This is a genomic window from Paenibacillus sp. FA6 (assembly GCF_051550225.1).
In the GTDB taxonomy this organism is placed as follows: domain Bacteria; phylum Bacillota; class Bacilli; order Paenibacillales; family Paenibacillaceae; genus Paenibacillus_AQ.
The window spans coordinates 4,725,496-4,750,573 of record NZ_CP188820.1 but is presented as its reverse complement, the minus strand read 5'-3'; the positions used below and the strand labels follow the sequence as shown (position 1 = coordinate 4,750,573).

Sequence of the window (25,078 nt, the reverse complement as noted above, 5' to 3'; positions counted from 1 at the left end):
CATCATGTCTTGACTACTCAAGATTCTATCCTAGAAGCCCTTTATATTAAGGGGGCGTTTATGGATTCGACGGGGATAGTTTGAGCATGGGTAGCGGGTAGTGGGGACGCGTCCGCTTTATCAACGCTAAAGCCTATTAAATGGCAAAACTCAAAACAACTACGCTTTCGCAGCCTAAGAAACTGTGAGCGTGCTCCTACCTAGCATCGTCCATGTGACTAGATTAGGGGCTAACCAGTAGTGGAATACGCTGTCTCATCTCCGCCTGGGGTGAGCTGAAGAAGATAATCAGGCTGACCCGAAGAGTAGTCGGTTACAGGACGACACTAGGGTGACATCAAATCTGTAACTACACCCGTAGAATCTTATGTGTCGATATTTTCGGACAGGGGTTCGACTCCCCTCGCCTCCATTTGAAAGACCCGCTGATATAGCGGGTTTTTTCTTGTTTAGAGAGTAAATTGTAGACGGATTGTAGATGAGAGAATTTTATGAGGTTGGATTTCTGTAAATGTTGTAGACGAGATGTCTACAATAAAATCGACAACAGTCGCTACACATGTAGGATGTGTGGTAGGGATATATTGGGTTGGATCGAACTTTAACTAATTTCCAATTGTTTTCTAAATGAGTTTAATAATAGTTTGCCAGACTTGATGTAGTTAGATAATAAAACTATTGTGTATTTACATTAGGTGTGATTACCAGAAAAGAGGGCGAACTCGTACGTGTTCAACTTAACCTAACGAGCCTGGACTTGATTGAAGATTTGACGCGGCGAGAACAAGAGGTGCTCGCGGCATTAGTGGAGGGGATGTCCAATAAAGAGATTGCAATTGATTTGGGGATAACCGAAGCGACAGTGAAAACACATGTATTTAATGTATATGGAAAGCTCGGTGTGAAGCGTCGAGGTCAGGCCATCGTCCGAGCCAAAGAATTGATGCTACAGGAGGATTGATAAACAAATTAGGGGAACAAAGCATCTTTTTGTCATTTTATTTGACGGAAGGATGCTTTTTTTTGATATTTTCACAGACTTCTACAACTTTCGTATGAGGGAATTTGTCTCGACTTCTATTATGCTTTCGGATAGGTCATACCTTGCTCGGGAAAATCGGATGAAAGATTAGGGAGGTATTGCTAAGCGCTGTTGTTATATTTGGAGATATTTTCGTTATTTACAGTTGGTAGAAAAGTAGGTAAGTCTGGACGATCGAAGTATGGTTTAGGGTAAAAAAATATAAAACGTTGGAGGCAACACACGATGTCAAGAGGATACAAGAAGCAAATAAATGGGTTTATCGCTATTATTTTATTACTAGGCACACTTTCAATAAATTTCGCAACAGAAGCTTATGCAGCAGCACCACCATCAAATGTGATTCGTGAGATCACACCTGACGGAGCGTTTTCAATGCGTGCGGAAGGAGAATTCAGTAATCCTGGATCAGTCACAGCAGACGTCTATGGGAATATCTATGTAGCAGATACAAATAACCATCGCATCCAAAAGTTTGATTCTAATGGCGTCTACGTTATGCAATGGGGGGAGCCTGGTAATGAGAATGGGCAGTTCATCAATCCTAATGGTATCGCAGTAGACCCAGCTGGGGATGTGTACGTAGTAGAATCATGGAACAATCGCATCCAGAAGTTTGATTCCGATGGGGGTTATATTACGCAATGGGGGGAGTGGGGTTATGGGAATGGGCAGTTCTACAATGCTAATGGTATCACGGTAGACCAAGCTGGAAATGTGTATGTACTGGATTCAGATCAGCACCGCATCCAGAAATTTACTTCTGATGGGGATTACCTTATGCAATGGGGAAATTATGGTAAGGGGGATGGTCAGTTCGACAAACCTAGTGGTATCGCAGTAGACCCAGCTGGGAATGTGTACGTGGCAGATACATCTAACAACCGCATCCAAAAGTTTGCTTCTGATGGTGATTATGTTACGCAATGGGGGGAGCCTGGTAATGGGAATGGTCAGTTCGGCAATCCTAGTGCTATCGCAGTAGACCCAGCTGGAAATGTGTACGTGGCAGATAGATCGAACGACCGCATCCAGAAGTTTGATTCCGATGGCGGGTACCTTGCGCAATGGGGGGAGTTTGGTTATGGGAATGGGCAGTTCTACAATCCTAATGGACTCGCGGTAGATCAAGCTGGGAATGTGTACGTGGCGGATTCAGTGAACGATCGCATTCTTAAATTTAACTCTGATTATACCTATGCCATGCAATGGGGGGAGAGTGGGAGTCCTTTTATTCGTAGCATTGTTGATATAGCGGTCGGCGGTGGAAACGTGTATGTGGGGGAGATGCAGAACAATCGCCTTCTTAAGTTTGATTCCGCTGGTAACTTTCGTGATAAGTGGCAGGTTGTTGGAAGTGATGAACAAGGTGCTTCGCTTAGTCGGATTGTGGCAGACGAAGCTGGCAATACGTATGTGATTGTTAGTAACGTAATCTACAGCGATAAGTACAAGGATTATTTCTACTACGGTCACGTTACGAAGTATGATCCGGATGGTAACAAACTTTGGAAATGGGAATATGCAGGAAATGATGGTGAGCAGTTCTTTGATCCTGTAGGTGTCACATTAGACGAAGCTGGTCATGTTTATGTGGCAGGCTCTGTGTATGATGCAAAGACAGATAGCACAACTCATCTAGTCGTGAAGGTTGATGCTGCCGGCACCTATCTAAAGGAATGGTTAGTTGGGGTAAATGATACAGAAAATGATAAGCTTGGTGGCATCGCAGTAGACCAAACTGGTCATAGTTACGTGACTGTAAATGAATGTGTTATGGTCGTGGTCGTTAATGAGTCGTTTTCGTATTGTTCGGATTACTCGAGTCACGTTATGAAGCTTGATGCCGCTGGTAATCACCTCCTACAATGGGACGGATCTGGAAGTGACGGCGGACAATTCGGCTATCTTCAAGGCATCACTGTAGATCAAGCCGGCCATGTGTATGTGTTTGATCGCAGCAATGAGCGCATTGTGATATTTAATCTCAATGGCGACTATATGACGCAATGGGATGGGGCAGACGGGCTGGGGAGGCCTTATGGTGTTACGTTAGATAAGAGTGGGAATATCTATATATTGGATGAGTTTAGTGGCGGTATTAAGATATACAGAGCGAATAATAACACGGATATAACGAGTTTAGCGATCTCTTCAGGCACACTCAGCCCGCCATTCTCACCGAATAACATCACACATTATACGGCTTCGGTTGCCGCTAGTGTGGATGCTGTAACAATTACACCTGTGTTGGTAGATTCAGAGGCCACAGTTAGTGTAACGGTTGAATCTGGCCTAGTCACGAGTCCAGTCCATAACAATGGGACGTCCTTTGATGTTCCCCTAAATACAGGATCGAATCTTATTACAGTGATGATTACAGCATATGATAGGACAACAACTGCTAACTACACGATCGATGTTACAAGGGAAAGTACCGCACAAGGCGGTAATGGTGATTCTTCAACAGCACCAACGCCTCCAAGCGGTAATGGCGATGCTCCAACAGCACCAACGCCTCCAAGCGGCAATGGTGGTGCTCCAACAGTACCAACGCCTCCAAGCGGCAAAGTGGCCTTAAAGGACAGTGTGACACTCTCCATCCCAGAAGGTGCTGCGGATAAGGAATTAAACATAACGATAGAAGAAGTGTTAAATACGCAGCAACTTCTCACTAATAAAGAAATTTTGGCTAGCCAGATCTATGAAATTTTGAAAGATGTTTCAGGAAATCTTAAAAAGCCAATTACATTGACCTTCAAGTTTGATAAGTCTAAAGTAAATGAAGGGCAATACGCTGCTATTTTCTACTATGATGAAGTAAATAAAACGTGGATCGAGATCGGTGGTAAGATAATCGATAATACGATTACGGTAGATGTCGATCATTTTGCAAAGTTTGCTGTATTAGTTGTAGACGAACCGACGGTCACTTACTCTGACATCGCAGGACACTGGGCAGAATCCGAAATGAAACAAGCGTCACAGCAAGGTATTGTCAAAGGTTATCTAGATGGCACGTTCAAGCCGAACGCAACCGTAAGTCGAGCTGAATTCACCGTCATGTTGATGAATGCGTTGAAGCTTACAAGTGACGGGGTAAAGCTGGGCTTCAGTGATTCGGATAAGATCGGTATATGGGCAAGACAAGCAGTCGCTCAGTCTATAGAAGTGAGTATCGTGTCTGGCTATGATGATGGCAGTTTCCGTCCAACAGCTAACATTACGCGCGCGGAACTGGCGGCGATGATCGCTAAAGCATACGGAGCGCGATCTACAACCATAGATGCGACTGACTTCGCAGATGACAATGACATCCCAGTGTGGGCTAAGTCAGCGATTACCACGATGAAGGAGTTAGGCATTATAAGTGGACGTGGCGACAACAAGTTCGCACCGAAAGAAACAGCAACAAGAGCCGAAGCGGTTACGATCATTATGAATTTGCTAGAAGCAAAATAATACAAACAGGTCGCCTACTGGGCGACCTGTTTTCATTTTAGGACGAACCTACGATATAGGAACGGAAGACATAGATAAGATGGAAAACAGAAATAGAATATTCTATAAGTACGGAATCCCACATCCACGCATTCAGCAAGGCTAGTATGCGGGAGCAAACCCAATTTAGTTGAAGTTGGTTGTAGTAATCCAAAGCCTTGTTTTATTTTTTAGAAAGTATCCGACACTCAACACATGTGGAGTGTGTAATATTTATGGTAAGAAAATGAAGTCATGAAAAGTGGGAGATTCGCCTAAAAAAGTAAAAATATAGGCAGACAAGTAACGAGGAATACCTAAATCATATTTCAGAACAATTGATTATGAAATAGCTCATGCTGAGATGTAATCGTCAAATAGAACCATAAGCATTGTGAACTATAATCCATAAGAAAAACACTTTAAAAAGTGACTCTCTTATGGATTACAGTTCATTTCAGCTAAACATACAGGGTTTTTAGCAGTGTAAGCTCACCTCCATACTTGATCAGTGAGACCACCTATTTAGGTGGTCTTTTTGTTTTTGGCAGTTCTGCCAAGCAGCTTCTTAAACTCTTAAACTCTTACACTTTTCCCGAATAAACCTAGTGGTGTCTTATCTAGAACTTTGCTTAGCACTAGAATCTAATCTATCATAATAATAGGCTAATATATTCTGTGTTAGGAGGAAACAATGGAATTTATCAAAAATCAACTAGACGGGTTTGGTATGAGTGAACAAACCATTGGATATCTTTCGAATATGATCATGGTTGTTTTTATAGCTGCGGTCTCGATACTGGCCAATTTTATAGCCAAAAAAATCGTGCTGAAGACGATTTTTCACATCATCAATAACAATAGGTACACGTGGGATAATATCATTTTGGAGAAAAAGGTATTCCGCAAGCTGTCACATCTCGTGCCGGCGGTCATCATTTATTATTCTGCGTCCATCTTTCCGACCTATCAAGCTTTGATTGAAAAAGCCGCATTAACGTATATGATTATCGTAACTATTAGGGTACTTAATGCGCTGCTCAATGCTTTTGATGCGATCTATCGTTCGTTTGAAGTCTCCAAGGTCAGACCGATTAAGGGATACATTCAGGTGGTGAAGATCATTCTGTTTATCATCGGCGGAATTATGGTTATCTCGAACCTCATCGGCCAGAATCCCTTGATTATTCTCAGTGGGCTTGGTGCCTTATCGGCCGTTCTGATGTTAGTCTTCAAGGACTCCATATTGGGCCTGGTGGCAGGCGTTCAATTATCATCGAATGATATGGTGCGTGTCGGTGACTGGATTGAAATGCCTAAATATAATGCGGATGGAGACGTCATCGACATTACATTAAACACGGTAAAGGTTATGAATTTCGATAAGACGATCACGATGATTCCGAGCTACGCCCTCATTTCAGACTCGTTCAAGAATTGGAGAGGCATGCAAGTATCTGGTGGCAGAAGGATTAAGCGAAGCGTCTATATCGAGACGAGCAGCATAAGGTTTTGTACCAAGGAAATGATTGAGGAATTTCAGAAGATTCACTACCTTACCGATTATATCACGACAAAATTAAATGAAATCAACGAGTACAACATGGAACACCAGATTAATGAGGAGAGCAATGTGAACGGTAGACAGCTTACGAATGTAGGTGTCTTTAGAGAATACATCTATCAATATCTGAGGAATCATCCAAAAATTCATAAGGATATGACCATGATTGTCAGACAGTTAGCATCGGGAGATAACGGACTGCCGCTTGAAATCTATGCTTTCAGCAATGATACGAACTGGGGCGTGTATGAATCGATTCAAGCGGACATTTTTGACCATATCTTTGCAGTTGCGCCGACATTTGGGCTTCGTACCTTCCAGAATCCAACGGGCCATGATATCGTTCAACTAAAAGAAAGCACGCAATTTTCACGAGGATATTGAAATATGTTTTCGAAGTAAATCGAAGTAAATTTTGTCTACAAAACTAGCCATACTTTAGCTAAGACTTTTGGGTGACATCAAATCTATAATTACACCCATCGCGAAGCGCATCTTATGTGTCGATATTTTCGGACAGTGGTTCGACTCCCCTCGCCTCCATTAGAAAGACCCGCTCATTGAGCAGGTCTTTTCTCATTTATGGATCGAATGTAGACATGAAATTAATGATGCTCTATTTTCCTCCTTTATTGAAGACATGATGTTTACAGCTGATAGGTACTTTATTCTGTTATGCACACTCTACACATGTGGGGGCGGGAGTGTCGCTAGTGAGTGAGTATGGATTTAATGCCACATATACCTGAATAGAATATCGTCTATTTATACCCAAGCGGATGCATCGCTTGGGTTTTTAGTTTCTTGAAAGACTCGGTTGTACCTTTGTAGGTTGTAAAACGGGAAGCTATCAAAATGGGCCTTGAAGCCGGCGTTGACATGCAGCTTTAAAATCAGGCGAGGTGGACGAGAAGGTTGTAGACACAGCGGACCTTAATCCTCCGGTAAGACAACTTGAACACGTCAAGAAAATTTATGAAATAGGAACGTCTGTTGTTCTTGTCCTCCAAAACGGAAAGGCAATCCCAAATTTTTAAGAAAATTGTTTTAGGAGTTCAGCTTATTAAGATTAATCCCCAAAATGTAATTCGGATTACAGAATATATGTTGATTCAAATGTATGCTAATAACAAAAATCTTTAAATATAATGAAGGAGTGAAATTTTGAAAACTTTTATTAAGTGTATACATTGTTTACTTGTATTTTCACTGATACTTACTATGTTTCCGCTTAGTCAAGCAACAGCATCAATTTCATTAGATATTGGTACAAATCGTATCGATATGGAAATTGGAGATGATCTAGATTCTTATATATGGACACCTCCAGTAGTAGTAGGGAATAAATTATTCATCCCTTGGCTTGATTGGAGCGAAGACGATAATATAGCTACACAATATTATTCTGTTATTCATTCTGACGGTAGGGTTGACACCGTATTATCTATACCAGTATCACCTACAACAACAGGTTATCCTCCAGACATTTATTATAAAGGGCTATCAAATGGTAATATTCTAATCTATTGGTATAGTAGTTATAGTTCGAATGGATTGACAGATACGTATTTTAAAATAATCGATCCAGCTGGTACTCAAGTGGTCGCACCAACTAAAATTAACTCTTCTCCTGGATCACTTAATCGGTTTACAGAAGTTACTGAGTTGTCGAATGGCAATCTAGCATTTGTATGGGATACCAATGAGGGGAGTTATGCTCTACGTAGATTTACGACAACAGGAGTTGCGGTAGATGCGAATCAAATTTCCATTACTGGATTGGCTGGTATATCAGGTTCACAGTACAATCACCGCATTGCAGCAAACAATTCAGGACAATTTATGATATCAATTTCATATTATAATACTAATTATCTTGGAATGATTTTCAATGACACGGGAACAACTCCTATACGAGTAGGAGGTCAGAATAGCTTTGTATATGGCGCAAATACAGAAACTCCAAATGGCAATCAGTATGTAAAAGCGCTCTCTAACAATAAATTTTTATTTGTTTATCACAAAAAGGTTGGATTAGATGTTGATACTCGAAGTATTTATTATCGTATCTATAATGCTGACGGTACACTGTACACGAATGAAATGTTGGTTGATACCCTTAATACATGGGGAGCAGTCAATGAACCTATTATTACAGATGATGGCTTTATAATAAGTTATTCTTTTAACGATAACATAGTTAATAATCAATTCCTTAGACAGTATAACAATGCAGGTATTCTACAAAATCAATCATCTCCTAATTATCCTGAATTAGAGGGTGGATCCGCAATTGGGTTTTTGTTTCAGGATATAGATGGTAATTTATCCTATATAGCAAATAAAAAAACAAGTGGTGCTGCTTCTTATGATACATGGTTACTTCGTCATTTAACTTCGGGACCTTCATCATACAACGTAACATTCGAGGACTGGGACGGAACCGAACTGAAAACAGAGACGGTGAACCATGGAAGTGGAGCAACAGCACCTACGAATCCGAGCCGAACAGGTTACACATTTACAGGCTGGGATAATGCTTTTGGGAATATTACTAGCGCCTTAACGGTGAAGGCACAGTATAGCGTGAACAGTAGTTACGCGGTAAGTTTTGATAGCCAAAGTGGCAGTGCGGTTGATGACATTAATACAACTTATGGCAGCAAGATCACAGCGCCAACACCTCCTACAAGAGCGAATTACATCTTTGATGGTTGGTATAAAGAAGCAGGTACTGTGAATCAGTGGAATTTCGCAACGGAAACTATTCTAGCAAATCATGTAACGCTATATGCGGGATGGATATTGAATAGCTATGCGGTAACATTCGAGGATTGGGATGGAACCGAGCTGAAAACAGAGACGGTGAACCATGGAAGTGGGGCAACAACACCTACGAATCCAAGCCGAGTAGGCTACACGTTCACAGGCTGGGATGTTGCTTTTGGGAATATTACTGGCGGTTTAACGGTGAAGGCACAGTATAGCGTGAACAGTAGTTACACGGTAAGTTTTGATAGTCAAGGTGGCAGTGGCGTAGGAAACATTAATGCAACATATGGCAGCAAGATCACAGCACCAACACCTCCTACAAGAGCGAACTATACCTTTGGCGGTTGGTATAAAGAATCTGGTACTGAGAATCAGTGGAATTTCGCAACAGAAACTATTCCAGCAAATCATGTAACGCTATATGCGAACTGGATACTGAGCAGCTACACGGTAACATTCGAGGACTGGGACGAAACAGAACTTAAAACTGAAATGGTGAACCATGGAAGTGGAGCAACAGCACCTACGAATCCAAGCCGAGTAGGTTACACATTTACAGGCTGGGATGTTGCTTTTGGGAATATTACTGGGGCCTTAACGGTGAAGGCGCAGTATAGCGTGAATAGCGGTTACACGGTAATTTTTGATAGTCAAAGTGGAAGTGCGGTTAATGTCATTACAGCGACTTATGGCAGTAAGATCACCGCTCCAACAGATCCAACAAGAGTGGGATACACTTTTGAGGGCTGGTTTAAAGAGACTGGTGCTGAGAATCAGTGGGTTTTCGCAACAGAAACTATCCAAGCGAATCATGTAACGCTATATGCGGGATGGATATTGAACAGCTATGCGGTAACATTCGAGGACTGGGACGAAACAGAACTTAAAACTGAAACGGTGAACCATGGAAGTGGAGCAACAGCACCTACGAATCCGAGCCGAGTAGGCTACGCATTTACAGGTTGGGATGTTACTTTTGGGAATATTACTAGCGCTTTAACCGTGAAGGCACAATATAGCGTGAACGGTAGTTACACGGTAAGTTTTGATAGTCAAGGTGGAAGTGAGGTTGATGACATTGATACAACTTATGACAGCAGGATCATTGCCCCAACACCTCCTACAAGAGCGAACTACAGCTTTGGCGGTTGGTATAAAGAAGCAGGTACTGTGAACAAGTGGGACTTTCTTACAGAATCCATGCCAGCAAACGATGTAACGCTATATGCGAAATGGATATACAGAGCTCCTAGTGGTAATGGTACGGAGTCGGATGGCAAAGTACAATATATTATGGAGTCGAATGGTACAGTACAATATAATAATAATATTAAAGTGAATGATCGCCAAGAAAAGATTGGTATTCTGAAGATTACTAAGCAAAATGGTCAGGATATTGCAACTGTAACTATCGATACACAACTATTGTTGCAAATGCTGGGCAATGAACCGAACGCTCAAATTACAGTTCCAATCGACCTCGATTTAGATAAGGTCACTTTAATATTGAATGGTCAATTGGTTAAAGATTTGGCGCGAAAAAATATTATTATTGTACTGTCAACTAGAGATGGTCAGTATAAATTGCCTACGTCTGAAATTGATATGGACATCATTGCTAAGCAATTAGGTGTTGAATCGTTGGAGACACTTGCATTGTCTATTGAAATTTCTAAGTTGACTGCTGAGGAAGAGATGCTTGTAGCAAACTCGCTGAAAACAGGTGGTTATACACCCGTTGCACCACCTGTACATTTTAGCGTGTATGTAGCTTATGGAAATCGAAAAATTGAACTTTCTAAATTCCAAGTTTATATTGAACGTTTCATTTCTTTGCCGGATGGAACAGACATCAGTAAGATTTCTACTGCTGTGGTGATAGAAAAAGACGGAAATCTCCGTCATATTCCTACGAAGATCGAACATATGAACGGCAAAAATTTTGCAGTCATTCATAGCCTATCCAACAGTATATATGCTTTGATATGGAATCCAGTAACGTTTGTAGATGTGGAGAATCATTGGTCGAAAGATGCTGTCAACAATGTGGCTTCCAGAATGATTATTAGTGGCACGGGTAATGGTTTGTTTCAACCAGATAAGTTCATCAGCAGAGCAGAATTTGCTGCTATTATTGTTCGTACACTGGGAATAGAACTTGAGCCAGGCACTGCACCATTCTCGGATATTAATCAAACTGATTGGCACTTTGACAATGTGAAGGCAGCTTATGAGTATGGAATTATTAATGGTTATTCGGATGGAAGCTTTAAACCGACGGATACAATGACAAGAGAACAAGCAATGAGTATGCTGGCTAGAGCGATGAAGATTACCGGATTGACCGTTCAAGCAGATATTCATGCTCTGGAGAAATTTACGGATTCAGGTCAAATTGCAGCATGGGCTAAAGATGATGTAGCTGCAACCTTACATGCGGGAATCGTGAATGGTGGAGATGCTAGTGCATTGAAACCAAAGTCGTTAATTACAAGAGCTGAGGTCGCTACTATGGTCGAGAGATTACTAAAAAAATCCGGTATGATCTAGTTATTTATTTCAAAGTAGTAACATTTAAAGGTCATATGTCAGTTGGCGATTTGCTAACCGATGTATGACCTACTTGTTCATTTGTTAGAATAAATGAATAGTTATGTTCTTTAGTATTAGTAGTGTTTTCCACAATAAACTTCAAATGTACTATTCAATTAATGAATCAACCCTCGTTTCATGAAAAGACTACTGATTATATTTATACCGAACGGACAGAATAAATAAAACATAACATCTAACAGGCAACTTAGCTGAAGAAGTATTAGAAAGTGATATGGAAAGTACTCCAATTATGTCTCATTGTATATTCGTGAGGAAAGAGTTCTTTTATCCAGGTTTTAAAAAAGTCATCTCTTCTTACCAAAAATTATGAGGGAAATGATTATTGATTGATTAACATTATTGGGTTATTGGGTTTTCACTCCTATCAGAGTGAAATAGATGGTATGATGTTAGGATGAAAGTATTCACGTGGTTTCAGGAACAACAAGTTAGTATGAAACCATATTATAAAATTAGGAGTGGTAATTTGAGAAGACAAAAACCAATGACATTAGAGGAACTGATGAACGATTTACAAGGACAGAAAACGAACCAAGAAGATTCCAACCATATCTCTTTAGAGAAGTTGTTTAATGATGCGTTTATGAGTAAGCATTCCAGCTGCAAGAGTTTCGATGAGTTTTTAATCAAAGGAAACTTTCAAGTGAAAACGGAAGAAGATATCAATAACATACCTGATGAACTTTTTGATCGACATATTGTTAGGGAGACGAAATTTGCTAATTGGAAATCTATGATGGAAACAGCAAATATGGAATATAACCTTAAATAACGAGCGTATCCATACTGGATACGACGATATAGATATGAAGATAACTGCCATTTTTTATAGCCGTAAGGGCTATGAATTGTGGTGGTTTTTTGTTTGTTTGAGCTACTTCTGAAATAGGCAGGGTATTGAACTGAAAGGATGGCTTTTAAATTTAAAAATCGCTTGGGTATACACCTCCACCAATAACGAACCTCATACATAGGATAAGAATATCACGGATAACAAGTTTATAGAGTTTATTTACAGTACGCAGGGGGTGAGACTATTAAGGAATTGATGGAGAAAATACAAGCTGAGATCGGCCGTTATACGACCCGAATTCAGTCTGAACAGCAGGATGATGGATCATGGAGATATGATTTTGAAACAGGGCCGATGACGGATGCCAGCATGATGATTCTCTTTAACTCCCTCTATCCGGGTAAAAAAGAGCTCCTTTTGCTGCTGGGCCGGCGCCTTGAGCGTAAACAAGCAGCGGGTGGCGAATGGAAACAATATGACGATGATGATGGCCATCTCTCCTCCACCATCGAAGCTTATACGGCGCTGCTGTTAACCGGTTATTTGGATCGGGATGCACCACCGATGAAACGGGCCGAGGATTACATTCTCCGCAGCGGCGGAGTCGAACAGGCTCATATCTCTACTAAGTTTATGTTGGCTCTGAATGGTCTATATCCGTGGCCTGTCTTTTATCCGGTGCCGCTATTTTTGATAGATCTCCCGAAATGGAATCCGCTTAGCTTTTACCGCTGGAGCTCGTACGTAAGGTCTCATTTTGCCCCGATTCTTATACTCGGACATCTCAAATTCACATTGCCGCATCCTTCTGCTATAGACATCAATCATCTCTATACAACACCGAAGTATCACAAGTTAGATCAGCAAATTCGCTGGCACAGAGGGCTCATGAAGAAACGAAACGATGACTTTTCGCGCTTGAAAGGAAAAAGATCAAACCAATCTATTCAAAAGGCTGAGCGCTTTATTTTGGAGCACATTGAAGGGGACGGGACGTTGTATAGCTACGCGAGTGCCACCTTCTTTATGATCTATGCACTACTGGCGATAGGCTATAAGCCGGACTCTCCTGTCATAGCCCATGCAATAAAGGGACTGATCTCTTTTGTGACGCAGACGGACGGTGGGGAGATGCATATTCAAAACTCGCCTTCCACCGTATGGGATACGGCACTTGCTTGCTACACGCTGCAGGAGGCAGGCTTTTCAACAGAGGATAGCGCTATCCAGCGGGCAGCAGCGTATTTACTTTCCCTTCAGCATAAAGACAAGAAGGAGCCGTCGGCTCGCACTTTGATGCATATAACTGGCGGCTGGGGGTTTTCCGAAAGCAACACGGTGAATCCAGATGTAGATGATACGCAGGCGGTACTGCGGGCGTTGACGCGATGTACGCATCATCATACGGGGTGTCATGAGGCATGGAGAAAGGGAGTCCGCTACGTATTCAGCATGCAGAATGACGATGGCGGCTGGGCTGCTTTTGAGCGGAACAGTACTTCCCTTATGACTCGTCTGTTTGTGATTGAGAATTTCGAGGATACCGCGTTTGACCCTTCAGCGGCGGACGTGACAGGTCGTACTTTGGAATTACTTGGTAATCATGTGAAGCTGACAATGCAACATCCACGGGTACAGGCGGGGGTGCACTGGCTTTTGAAGCGGCAAAAGAAGGATGGATCTTGGTTTGGCCGCTGGGGAGTATCGTATCTGTATGGGACATGGGCTGCTGTGACAGGACTAAGAGCGGTAGGGTTATCAGCGCAGCATCCCGCGATTCAAAAAGCGACAGAATGGCTACTCCGTGTTAGGCAACCGGACGGTGGTTGGGGGGAGTCATGCAAAAGTGATACGGAGAAAACTTATATTGCTGCCCCTTACTCTACGGTCGTTCATACCGCATGGGCGCTGGATATGCTGATTGCGATTCACGAAACGCCTATAAAGGAAATCAATGAATCGATCTCCCTTCTGATCGACTGGAACAGAGAGGACAACAGCAAGCGGGTAACGTATCCGACCGGAGCGGGACTTCCAGGACAATTTTATATCCAGTACCACAGTTATCCACGGATTTGGCCTTTGCTTGCACTTAGTCACTATGCACAGAAGTATAAAAGCTGCTAAAATGCCCTGTTTTCAGGGATAACGGGTATAAACCCTGTCCCTTCTGTCCGAATTGCATATATTAGATTATCCATCTTCGAGCCGAAAAGGGTAGCTATCAAGTTATGATTTCGGCCCATAGATGAGAATGGAGCTACGCGAAAGGAGATAACAATTATGGCCCAGCTTGACCCTCGCTTAATGGGAACATTCCGCTGTAAAATGATGAATCCACGACATTTTCACAAGGTATGCGGCATTTTGTGCGCCCAGAAATATGAGGACTTGAGATGCCACAGCGGCTGTTGTGGTATGATCGACCAACTCTCTAATTGTTTGGGAGTACCGGTTACGCCTGCCGAAAGAGAAAATGCGGCTCAGTGGCTGATGGAATGTGGCGTTGATCCTCGGAACCGTTGCCACCGCAGACAGATGCGGAACTTGGTTTGGGGAAGATAAAAGAAAATATTAAGGAGCAAGGTCTGTTCAGTAAAGCAGCCTTTAAGCGGGATGAGGCTATCCAAAATGCAAGTTTGTCGGCTATGCTATTCATGTTGATTGCCAAACAAAGGCTACGCGGCTACCGTAAACCTATAACTTTTCTTTTTGTATGAATAAAGCATGGGGGTCATAATAGAGTACAAAGAAGAACCGATGCTTACCGACCGTTAGTACAATAGACCGTCTACCTTCCGAGGTGCGGTCTATTCTTTTGGTTAGGATGCTTATGGACAAGCCGTACAGTCGGTATTATTGAAGGTTGATTATAGATGCTACAAGCTTATAGTTGGCTCACTTTTTGTGTAGTCGTATGGGGTAGCAATTATGATTATTATGACAAGGGTACTCTCGCAAAGAATAGATCCGCTCACGATGACTAGCTTCCATATATGTACTTAAGGTAAGTACATATATGGAAAGTTATATTTTCGCGTCTACCAATGGATTTAGTTACTAATTTCGAAAATCAAAGCAGCAATATCAGTATTGAAATGTCATAATACGGCTATGTGATCAATCCAATGATTAAAGGAAATACATAATAGGAAAACAAGGGGAATATATTATATTTGCCACTAAGAGCCTATAAGGAAGGTACTGATAATAGCTATGAGGAGAGGGATTGATGAAGAAAATATTAGTGAATTTCCTATTAGGGTTAATCTTTGTTTTCTTTTTGATTCCAGAGGTAAGTGCTTATGATCACAGTCATAATGATACATCAACTATTGAAGCTGATATTCAAACAAATCATGACCATGATGGTATGAGGGCGGAGGATTCTTCTACTCTAAACACAGTAACCTATATAGCTTCGCTTGTTATTGTTTTATGTGCCAGTATTTTTACAATTGTGAGTATTCGTAGTAATGTGTCCTCTCTCTCTAGAATGACGGGGATGATGGCTGCCATGACCGTTGCAATGATGGGAGGGCTAGTTACTGGCACTGTGTTGGGGATTATGCTTGAGAAGATGTTTATGTCGACGTTCATCGGAGTAGTCATCGGAATGATCTTGGGTTATATATCTGGTAGTATCCATAGCTTGGTGGCGGCAATGGATGGGATGATGTCCGGTATTATGGGTGGCATGATGGGGGCGATGATTGGTGTGATGGTCATAAATGATCATCCAGTTCTCACAGTGTTGTTCATGGATCTGTTGTTTGTCTTAATACTAGGAACCCTTCACAAACTTTTGAAAGAGGATGTTAAATCTTCTATGAACTAGGTGCATGAATAAAGCATGGGGGTTATACTAAGTATAAAGAAGAACCGATGCTTACCGACCGTTAGTACAATAGACCGTGTACCTTACGAGGCGCGGTCTATTTTTTGTGGTTAAAAGCCGTACAGTCGGTATTATTGAAGGGTGATTATAGATGCTAAAAGCTTATAGTTGGCTCACTTTTTGTGTAGTCGTATGGGGTAGCAATTTTGTGTTTGGCAAGATCTTAGTTCAGGACTTTTCCCCGGGTCTGTTAACATCACTGAGACTTTTATTTATTGTGTTATTTTTAGTTGGATTAACGTCTTACAAAAAGAATTTCAAGCGAGTGAATAAATCGGATGTACTATCCATTTTATTTCTAGGTGTTATTGGTGTATTTATAAATCAATGGTCCTTTTTCAAGGGTTTACAAACAGCTGATCCAACAACATCTGCAATCATTTTGGCAATGACTCCTATTTTAACAGGCTTGTTAGCAGCTCTTTTTTTGAAGGAGAAATTAACGATCCGTATGTTGATGGGGTCCATTGTTGCGATCATAGGCATTTATTTTGTCGTTGTAAAAGGAGGTTCATCCTCTTTACATTTTGACAAAGGACTTATGTGGATTGTTGTAACGATGATAACATTCGCAATGATGATTATTATGACCAGGGTACTCTCACAAAGGATAGATCCGTTCACGATTACTTTATATTCGAATCTGGTGGGCTTTATTGTATCGATCCCGTTCGCCTTTTCGCTAGATACTCCTTTACGAATAAGCTCGAATATGACGGATTGGGCTCTTCTGATCGGAACTGCCGTTGTTGTACATGGCATAGCCACACTTATTTGGAATAATAATATTCGACATGTTGATGCTTCAAAAGCATCTGTATTATCTAATTTAGAGCCTTTTGTAGCTATGATTATGGGGTTAATATTACTGTACAAACCAATTACAGGTGTAGAAATATTAGGGTCCTTATTCATTCTAGGAGGAGTTGTGCTATCTACGTATCAACGGAAAATGCGACTTAGCTGAACAGCTGACTGATACTTTAGTAAATCTTCGTTAGGAGTATCACTATTTATGGAGTGATATTTTCGGACAGGGGTTCGACTCCCCTCGCCTCTATATGTAATACCAGAAGAGACACCATACACGGTGTCTCTTCTGGTATTATTTTACGGTATTTCATATCTGGATTAGCAGATGACAAGAGGATACGAGAAGATGCCCGTGGACAAAAATTTGAAATTATTTACGATATAACTGGGAAACGTACTGAACTTGTGAATTATGACTAATTTACGCTTCATGGATTAAGGCATACATTTTTGAGCATCTCCAATGATTTAGGCGTTAGTATGTTTGATATTAGCAAAACTCGGGGATGATTCCCTATCCACCAACGCAACAAAAAATCCCCTCCAAGTTCACTCCTAGTCTAAAGTCTAGGTTCAGATCCCCCTTAAGACGGTTATGTCAGGCAGATAAGGCGGTTATAATGGGTTTATAACTTAGAGCGTGACTTATGAAGCCAAAGGAGTGTTTGAATATGAAGGCAATAGAAGTGACTGCAAAGGCGCCAACAGGTAAGGTGAATTGGGTGCTTTTTAATCCGAAAACCTATGCAACGGTCCTTTATTTATTGTTATCCCTTCCGTTAGGGATTATTTATTTTACAGTAGCGATAACGGGACTTGCACTATCAATCGGTTTAACTCCAATATTTATCGGAATACCATTGTTTTTTGGAGTAGCTAAGCTGTTGAATGGGATTGTGAATTTTGAACAAAGTATGATTAGACAAATTTTAGGTTTACCGACACCTTCCGTTTCGTATACCTACAATCAACAGTCTGAAGTCAGAGGGAATTGGTTTATGCGAATGGTAAGAGGTTTTGACGGAGGGCTATTCATACGAAATCTGCTACTCATATTACTAAGATTTGTAACAGGCATTGTATTCTTTGTTATTATGGTAACGGTGATTTCGTTAGGATTAGGATTTATTGCTCTTCCAGTCGTGCATATCATTTTGATGAATGAGATGCAGCTTGATATTTTAGAGAATACCTTGTTTAGTTATTTTCATATCGATTGGACCTATAATCAGCAATATATGCTGTACGTAGGCGTTGGCCTTGTACTTTTTTGGATAGGGCTTCGCGTCGTGAATGGGCTCATGCAAATTCAGCGCAGAATCATGTATGTGGACGAGCCATATCAGCAGCCGTCAGTGGAAGCACAAGCTCAGTCACAATATTATGAGTACCAAGAAGATCAGCCCATTCAAGGGATGATGCAGCCAGCTTATAGAGAACTTTAGAAGACCTTCTTTTACTGGCCTATTTCAAAAGAGCATAACGATTTACAAATAAATAGAGCCATGACCTCTTGAAAAGGGGATTGGCTCTGTTTATTTTTGCCCAATATGTCTATGAGCCGCGCTGAAATGGGAACAATTATAGTAAGAGCGTTGCGTTGGATGCCCATTAGTAATAGACAATGAACCTTTCTAATCAGGATGTCATATTTGTTCAGATGTAAGTTAGGATTTACTAGTCACTTAATGTTATAATATTGATTTACAATGTGAAACAGGGTGATCGAAAAATATGAATGAAATTCAAAATAGGACCCACCATAAACTAGTCATTATCGGCGCAGGTGCTGCAGGTTTAATGGCTGCTGTTACTGCGCGTGACTTTGGTATCGATACAGCCATATTGGAGGGCAACGACCGGATTGGAAAGAAGATATTAATGACAGGTGATGGCCGCTGCAACATTACGAATGAATCAACTGCGACGGGTACGGATGAAGCTGTCGCTTTATCGCGCAAGTATCACAGTAATCAGGCTGGATTTCCATTGACGGTATTGCAGCAATTTGGCATCCGTCAAACCATTGATTTTTTCTCCTTACTCGGGCTTCCGCTTACAAGATTGAAGGAGGGCTTGATGTATCCGATGTCGCTGCAGGCTGCATCGGTGCTGGATATTTTTGAGCTTGCGCTGGAGGATCGGAATGTTCCGGTATACCTCAATAACAAAGTGTTGGATGTTACCGTTTCGACGGATCATCCGCGCTTCACGATAAAATGCCAAACGGAGACAGAGGAGCAGGTTGTCTATACCAGCGAATATCTGTTTCTATGTGCGGGTGGCATTACTGGTCCGAATACGGGAGAAGATAGCCCTGGTTATACGATTGCCGAAGGTCTGGGACACACCTTAGTCGAGCCTGTGCCGGCCATTGTGCAATTGAAGCTAGAAAATCCGCATATGAAGGCACTGTCCAGCATCAAATTTCAGGGACAAGCTCATATCATCGTAAACGGTAAAGTCATCCGCAGCGAATATGGTGAAATTGCCTTCACGAACTATGGCATCTCAGGCCCGCCAATTCTCCAGCTAAGTAGGAAGGCTGCGTATCATCTCGCAAGGGGAGAATCTGTAACCGTATCGGTTGATTTGATGCCGGGCCGTACGGAGGAAGAGGTAGTTGAATTTATGGAAATGCACTGGGGAAGCTTCGGACACCGGACTGTTGTGGATTCCCTCGTCGGCATCTTCAACAAGAAGTTGGTTTCCGTCCTGCTGAAGGAGGCTGGCATCGATCAGCAACCAGACCTGCTTTGCCAGGATCTATCGTGGAAAACCAAGGGGAAATTGTATCGAATCTTGAAGCGTTGGGAATTTAAAGTGACTGATACCAATGGCTTCGCGAATGCGCAAGTGACAGCGGGCGGCATCGATACGACTGAGCTAATAGAAGGAACGCTGGAATCCAAGCTAGTACCTGGGCTTTATTTGGCTGGCGAGGTGATGGATGTGGACGGGGATTTCGGCGGCTATAACCTACAATGGGCATGGAGTTCCGGTTATGCGGCCGCGATGGCGCTTGCTAAACAAATGTAATGAATTTATAGGAAAAGGGATGCATCGATCAACATGTATGAGGATCAGAATTCTAAGCACCACGAGCTGTTAATTATCGGTGCAGGGGCTGCAGGTATGATGGCTGCTCTTACTGCACGGGACCAAGGTATTGATACCGCAATTATTGAAAGCAATGACCGGATGGGGAAGAAGATATTAACGACGGGCAATGGGCGTTGCAACATTACGAACGAATCTACTGCGACGGGTACGGATGAAGCGGTCGCTTTATCGCACAAGTATCACAGCAATCAGGCTGGATTTCCATTGCCTGTTCTACAGCAATTTGGTGTGCGCCAGACGATCGACTTTTTCTCCTCGCTCGGGCTTCCTCTTATACCCTTAGAGGATGGTCGGATGTATCCCATGTCGTTGCAAGCCGCATCCGTGCCGGGTGTTTTTCGCCTTGCTCTGGAGGATCGGAATGTTCCGATATATTTTAAGAATAAAGTGTTGGATGTTATCGTCTCGACGGAACATCCGCGTTTCACGATTAAATGTCAAATGGAGACAGAGGAGCAGGTTGTTTATACTAGCGAATACCTATTTCTATGTGCGGGTGGTCTTACTGCTCCGAAGACCGGAACGGATGGATCAGGTTATACGCTTGTCCAACGTCTGGGACACACGCTTATCGATCCTGTGCCGGGCATTGTGCAATTGAAGTTAGATTATCCTCATTTGAAGGAACTGTCCGGTATTAAATTCGAGGGACATGCCCATATTATCGTAAACAATGAAGTCATCCGCACTGAATATGGCGAAATTCTTTTTACGGACTATGGCATCTCTGGCCCGCCAATACTCCAGCTAAGCAGGAAGGCTGCGTATAATCTCGGTAGAGGAGAATCTGTGACATTATCGGTTGAATTGATGCCTGGCCGCACGGAGGAAGAGATAGTTGAGTTTCTGGAAACGCACTGGGGGATCTTCGGACACAGGACTGTTGCGGATTCCCTTATCGGAATCATAAACAAGAAGCTGATTCCTGTCCTGCTGAAAGAGGCAGGAATTGATCAACAGCTTCACCTGCTTTGTCAGGATCTATCGTGGAAAACCAAGAAAATATTTTATAGAATCATGAAGTGTTGGGAATTTAAAGTGACCGATACGAATAGCTTCACGAATGCGCAAACAACAGCCGGTGGTATCGATACGACGGAGCTGATCGAAGGAACGTTGGAATCTAAGCTAGTACCTGGGCTCTATTTGGCAGGCGAGGTGATGGATGTGGATGGAGATTGCGGTGGCTATAACCTGCAATGGGCCTGGAGCTCCGGATATGTCTCTGCGATGGCGCTTGCCGCTCGACGTACCGATACCACGTAAGGGGATAGATGGTTGCTGACTCCTGGCACGTTGCGGTGGAATACTTGCATGCATTGAACACACGGCGGTGAATTATGGTTTTGAACAGCCACGGTTCGCCTCCATTGCTAAAGACCCGCTCATTGAGCGGGTCTTTTCCTATGTAAGGACTCAATTATAGACCAAATGTAGCCATGAAATGACTGAGGAGCGATTTATTCCGCGGATACATGCATGAGATTGGCGTTTTAACGAATGAGGCGGCTGCTTTATTGCGCAAGTATCACGGTAACCAGCCTGATTTCCCATTTCCAGTGCTGCAGCAATTTGGTATCCGACAAACTATTGACTTCTTCAATATGATTGGAGTTCCGGTCATGCTGCAGCGAAGACTCCCTCCGTCTTCACTATGATTAACCCCGACCGCATGAGGTCGGGGTTTTTGTTTGTCCTTAAAAAGTAACCATCCAGTAGCCATTAAGAAAAATAACTGCAAAATAGGAGAAACCCAAGTAACTATTGTAATGTGTACCCTATAGAATAGACACTTTAAAAAAGTCTATTCTATAGGGTACATTTTAGTTAGGATAAAGGGTCTTTTTTTCTTTATTAAAAATAGTCTAAAAAATAGGTGTTGAGATATATTCATATATTTAAATTGTTTTTATAGCATACTTGTAATTAATGGAAACTGTATGATTTTAATTTAAAGATTCAAGTTTTTGTCATCATAAAGAGATTATAGAGGAGATTGATTAATAAAATGATAACTGAAGTTTCTATCTTACCCATTCAATCTGTCTATTCTATTGACAATCACATCATTACTGCCACAGTTTTAAATGAAGAACCTTTAATAATGAAGTTTGATCATGTACTAAGCGATGAAGAATGCCAAGCACTTATTGAGTCTGCTGCATCTCGTCTTGAAGAATCAAAATTAGTGAATAAAGAAGTTAGTCAGATTCGTACTAGCAAAGGTATGTTTTTTGACAAAAACGAAAGCCTATTCATTACTATAATTGAGAACCGCATATCAAGTTTAATGCAGGTGCCCATAGCACATGCTGAAGGACTACAAGTTTTACATTATGAACCTGGACAAGAATATAAAGAACACTATGATTTTTTTGGGCCCGATAACCCTTCTAGTCATAATAATCGAATAAGTACATTAGTCATATACTTAAATGATGTAGAAGAAGGAGGAGAAACAACACTTCCAAACCTTGGTATTACTGTTAAACCAGTTAAAGGTTCTGCTGTTTACTTCGAATATTTTTATAATAATCAAGCATTAAACGAACTAACACTGCATAGTGGTGAACCTGTTATCCGCGGTGAAAAATGGGTAGCTACTCAATGGATGCGTAAACAACGAATTCGAGAAGGGTACTAAAGTGTAGGTGTACAGAGCGATCAATCTAATGTGATGAAGGAGACAATCAGGCTGGGTATAGCGAAAGTTGTTTGTGGAGCGGGTAAGTATCGCTTACGATGCTAGTCATTGCTTGCAATGACTTTCAGGTGACATCAGAACTTTGACTACACCCAACGCGAAGCGCAGCTTATGTTACGTTATTTTCGGACAGGGGTTCAACTCCCCTCGCCTCCATTAGAAGAACCCGCTCATTGAGAGGGTTTTTTCATGTTTATGGACTGAAATGTATACATCTCGTAGACAAGTAAAGAGTTAGAGCTTCTTTTCATGGAGATCTGGTAGACATTTTGTCTATTAACAAGCCTATTCCTTATGTTTTGACTAAACGTGGGGAATGTATAAAACTAACCTAGTTGTTACTTACTCGAAACGTGTGGAGTGCTCAGTGTTACTAAAATGGAGAGAGGCTATCGATTAAGTCCCTCGTAGCTACTTTTCCTAATGCATTATTTCTGTTAACTGTATGAATATGCTTATAATTTGTCCTATATATAGATTAGACACCTTGGAGAATGGCTAACATACGGTGATAATCTATTAAAGCAGGAAAATGTTTTAACTATTCAGAATAACAAACTATATAGTTTCTTGAAAGGATGAAGAAATGACTTCTGCTCCATATCATAATACCCAGGATTCCCTTCGAATACTTCATGCAAGAAGCAAGAATTATTTTTGGAAAGGTAAGGGTGCATTATCAATAAAAACCTTTATGAATGGACGAGCTTATTATCATGCAGGTCAAGGACACTTTGCTGTTGATGAAGGAAACTACCTTCTACTAAATCACGGTCAGGAGTACTCAATAACCATTGAAGCAGAGGTTCCTGTAGAATCATTCTGTATCTTTTTCCCTGAGAGAATGGTTGAAGAGGTCTATCGTAATTTGGTGACCTCAAATGAGAAACTATTAGATGACCCATTCTCGTCGAAGCAAAGGACAATAGATTTTGTTGAAAAAACCTACTGCTATGATCAGTTGCTAGCCCCAGCTGTATCTCAAATACGGGCTGAATATACAAATTGGCAGAGTGATCACACTTGGCTTGAGGAAAAAATGCACGAATTGTCACAGAGACTCTTACGGGTTCACAGACAGGTTTATGAGGATATGATGAAGTTGCCGTCGCTTAGAGCCTCGACGCGGGAGGAATTGTTTAAAAGGATACATGTTGGTCGCGATTATATGTATGCATACTATTTTCAACCAATAACATTGGAGGATATAGCGAGAGTGGCATGTTTATCCCCAAATCATTTTCTTAGAAGCTATAAACAATTGTTTGGTATGACCCCCCATCAGTTTTTAACTGAAGTAAGGCTTCAAGAAGCAAAGAGGCTTCTTCTTGGAACAGATAAGCCCGTTACCGACATTTGTTTGGAAGTCGGATTTCAAAGTCCTAGTTCCTTTAGCAGTTTATTTTCCAAACGTTTCGCTCTATCTCCCTCTAAGTTTCGGCAAAAAGGTGATTTTCAAGAAGTAGGTTTTAGCTCCGTTGTTATAATTTAAGTACACACAGTATTACAGTAAGTAAACCAGTTGAAATGGAGGCGTAAATATTGGAATTAATTCAAATCTTTGGCGACGTATTTCAGGCTGCACAATTAGGGGATGCTTTGCGATTAAAAGACATTTTGGAATCCCATCCAAATCTTGCAAATTTGGAAAATAACGATGGTCTTACACCTTTGGGATTTGCAGCACATTTTGGTAACAAAGATGTAGTGCAGGTATTGTTAGACCATGGCGCTGACATTGATGCGGTATCTCATTCCAAGATCACTTTCATTCCATCCAATACTCCATTACATGCTGCGATTGCAGGGGAGCGAAATGTGGATGTCATCAAAATGCTTTTGACACACAATGCTCAGACAAATATATTCGACAGTAATGGTCATACGTGTCTACATTCTGCTGCATTTCATGATGATAATATAGAGATTATTCGCTTATTAATCGAACATGAAGCCGATTTAAATGCTAGGGTTGAAGGTGGAGATACTGCATTGTCTCTTGCAATCAAGCAAGGTAACAAAAACGTTGCGGAATTTCTTCGACAAGATGGGGAATTAAAGTAATCGCTTAATGACAGTCTAAATTGCTACAAGTACGCCTAAGTCTTGAATTTGACCTAGCTTCTTTATCTCATATCATCACAAAAAGTGGTGCGTGATACGTGTTATGTTAGAGGTTTACAAAGACTTTCTGCGGCAATCGGCATCATTAAAGGTCAAATAATGATAAATTCCTGACCGTAGTCAGGGATTTTCTCTTTTATCGGTAGGGG

General features: G+C 41.5%; 15 protein-coding genes and 1 other RNA gene. All 16 read left to right on the top strand.

The features are described from left to right. The first annotated feature begins 50 nt into the window (after positions 1 to 50). The 16 genes from ssrA (at position 51) to ACP8HI_RS21455 (ending at position 24,869) form a co-directional block, all read left to right on the top strand. Positions 51 to 415: a transfer-messenger RNA gene (ssrA, locus tag ACP8HI_RS21530) on the top strand. A 282-nt stretch (positions 416 to 697) separates the two neighbouring features. After that, on the top strand, positions 698 to 961 hold the full coding sequence (locus tag ACP8HI_RS21525) for a response regulator transcription factor (protein ID WP_438348189.1): 264 nt from the start codon (positions 698 to 700) through the stop codon (positions 959 to 961). A gap of 306 nt (positions 962 to 1,267) precedes the next feature. Then, complete coding sequence (locus ACP8HI_RS21520; protein WP_438348188.1) at positions 1,268 to 4,504, top strand: S-layer homology domain-containing protein; 3,237 nt, start codon at positions 1,268 to 1,270, stop codon at positions 4,502 to 4,504. A gap of 712 nt (positions 4,505 to 5,216) precedes the next feature. Next, positions 5,217 to 6,470 carry a mechanosensitive ion channel family protein gene (locus ACP8HI_RS21515; RefSeq protein WP_438348187.1) on the top strand — a complete coding sequence of 418 codons (1,254 nt, stop codon included), beginning with the start codon at positions 5,217 to 5,219 and terminating at the stop codon, positions 6,468 to 6,470. Positions 6,471 to 7,307: 837 nt separating this feature from the next. After that, positions 7,308 to 11,408, top strand: coding sequence for an InlB B-repeat-containing protein (locus ACP8HI_RS21510; protein ID WP_438348186.1), 4,101 nt, complete (start codon positions 7,308 to 7,310; stop codon positions 11,406 to 11,408). Positions 11,409 to 11,958: 550 nt separating this feature from the next. Continuing rightward, complete coding sequence (locus ACP8HI_RS21505; protein ID WP_438351938.1) at positions 11,959 to 12,246, top strand: hypothetical protein; 288 nt, start codon at positions 11,959 to 11,961, stop codon at positions 12,244 to 12,246. 276 nt (positions 12,247 to 12,522) lie between these two features. Continuing rightward, positions 12,523 to 14,394 carry a terpene cyclase/mutase family protein gene (locus ACP8HI_RS21500; protein ID WP_438348185.1) on the top strand — a complete coding sequence of 624 codons (1,872 nt, stop codon included), beginning with the start codon at positions 12,523 to 12,525 and terminating at the stop codon, positions 14,392 to 14,394. Between the two features lie 395 nt (positions 14,395 to 14,789). After that, positions 14,790 to 14,987, top strand: a complete 198-nt coding sequence (locus ACP8HI_RS21495; RefSeq protein ID WP_438348184.1) for a hypothetical protein — start codon at positions 14,790 to 14,792, stop codon at positions 14,985 to 14,987. 512 nt (positions 14,988 to 15,499) lie between these two features. Continuing rightward, positions 15,500 to 16,105, top strand: coding sequence for a hypothetical protein (locus ACP8HI_RS21490; protein WP_438348183.1), 606 nt, complete (start codon positions 15,500 to 15,502; stop codon positions 16,103 to 16,105). Positions 16,106 to 16,256: 151 nt separating this feature from the next. Further along, complete coding sequence (locus tag ACP8HI_RS21485) at positions 16,257 to 17,132, top strand: DMT family transporter (protein WP_438348182.1); 876 nt, start codon at positions 16,257 to 16,259, stop codon at positions 17,130 to 17,132. 517 nt (positions 17,133 to 17,649) lie between these two features. After that, a complete protein-coding gene (locus tag ACP8HI_RS21480; RefSeq protein ID WP_438348181.1) occupies positions 17,650 to 18,423 on the top strand; it encodes a sensor domain-containing protein in 774 nt (257 codons plus the stop codon). A gap of 289 nt (positions 18,424 to 18,712) precedes the next feature. After that, complete coding sequence (locus ACP8HI_RS21475) at positions 18,713 to 20,017, top strand: aminoacetone oxidase family FAD-binding enzyme (RefSeq protein WP_438348180.1); 1,305 nt, start codon at positions 18,713 to 18,715, stop codon at positions 20,015 to 20,017. Between the two features lie 33 nt (positions 20,018 to 20,050). Next, positions 20,051 to 21,367, top strand: a complete 1,317-nt coding sequence (locus ACP8HI_RS21470) for an NAD(P)/FAD-dependent oxidoreductase (protein ID WP_438348179.1) — start codon at positions 20,051 to 20,053, stop codon at positions 21,365 to 21,367. A 742-nt stretch (positions 21,368 to 22,109) separates the two neighbouring features. Then, on the top strand, positions 22,110 to 22,745 hold the full coding sequence (locus ACP8HI_RS21465) for a 2OG-Fe(II) oxygenase (RefSeq protein WP_438348178.1): 636 nt from the start codon (positions 22,110 to 22,112) through the stop codon (positions 22,743 to 22,745). A 754-nt stretch (positions 22,746 to 23,499) separates the two neighbouring features. Further along, on the top strand, positions 23,500 to 24,297 hold the full coding sequence (locus ACP8HI_RS21460) for a helix-turn-helix transcriptional regulator (protein ID WP_438348177.1): 798 nt from the start codon (positions 23,500 to 23,502) through the stop codon (positions 24,295 to 24,297). Positions 24,298 to 24,347: 50 nt separating this feature from the next. After that, the gene (locus tag ACP8HI_RS21455; RefSeq protein WP_438348176.1) at positions 24,348 to 24,869 is read left to right on the top strand and encodes an ankyrin repeat domain-containing protein; all 522 of its coding nucleotides are present in this window, start codon (positions 24,348 to 24,350) and stop codon (positions 24,867 to 24,869) included. The last annotated feature ends 209 nt before the right edge of the window (positions 24,870 to 25,078 follow it).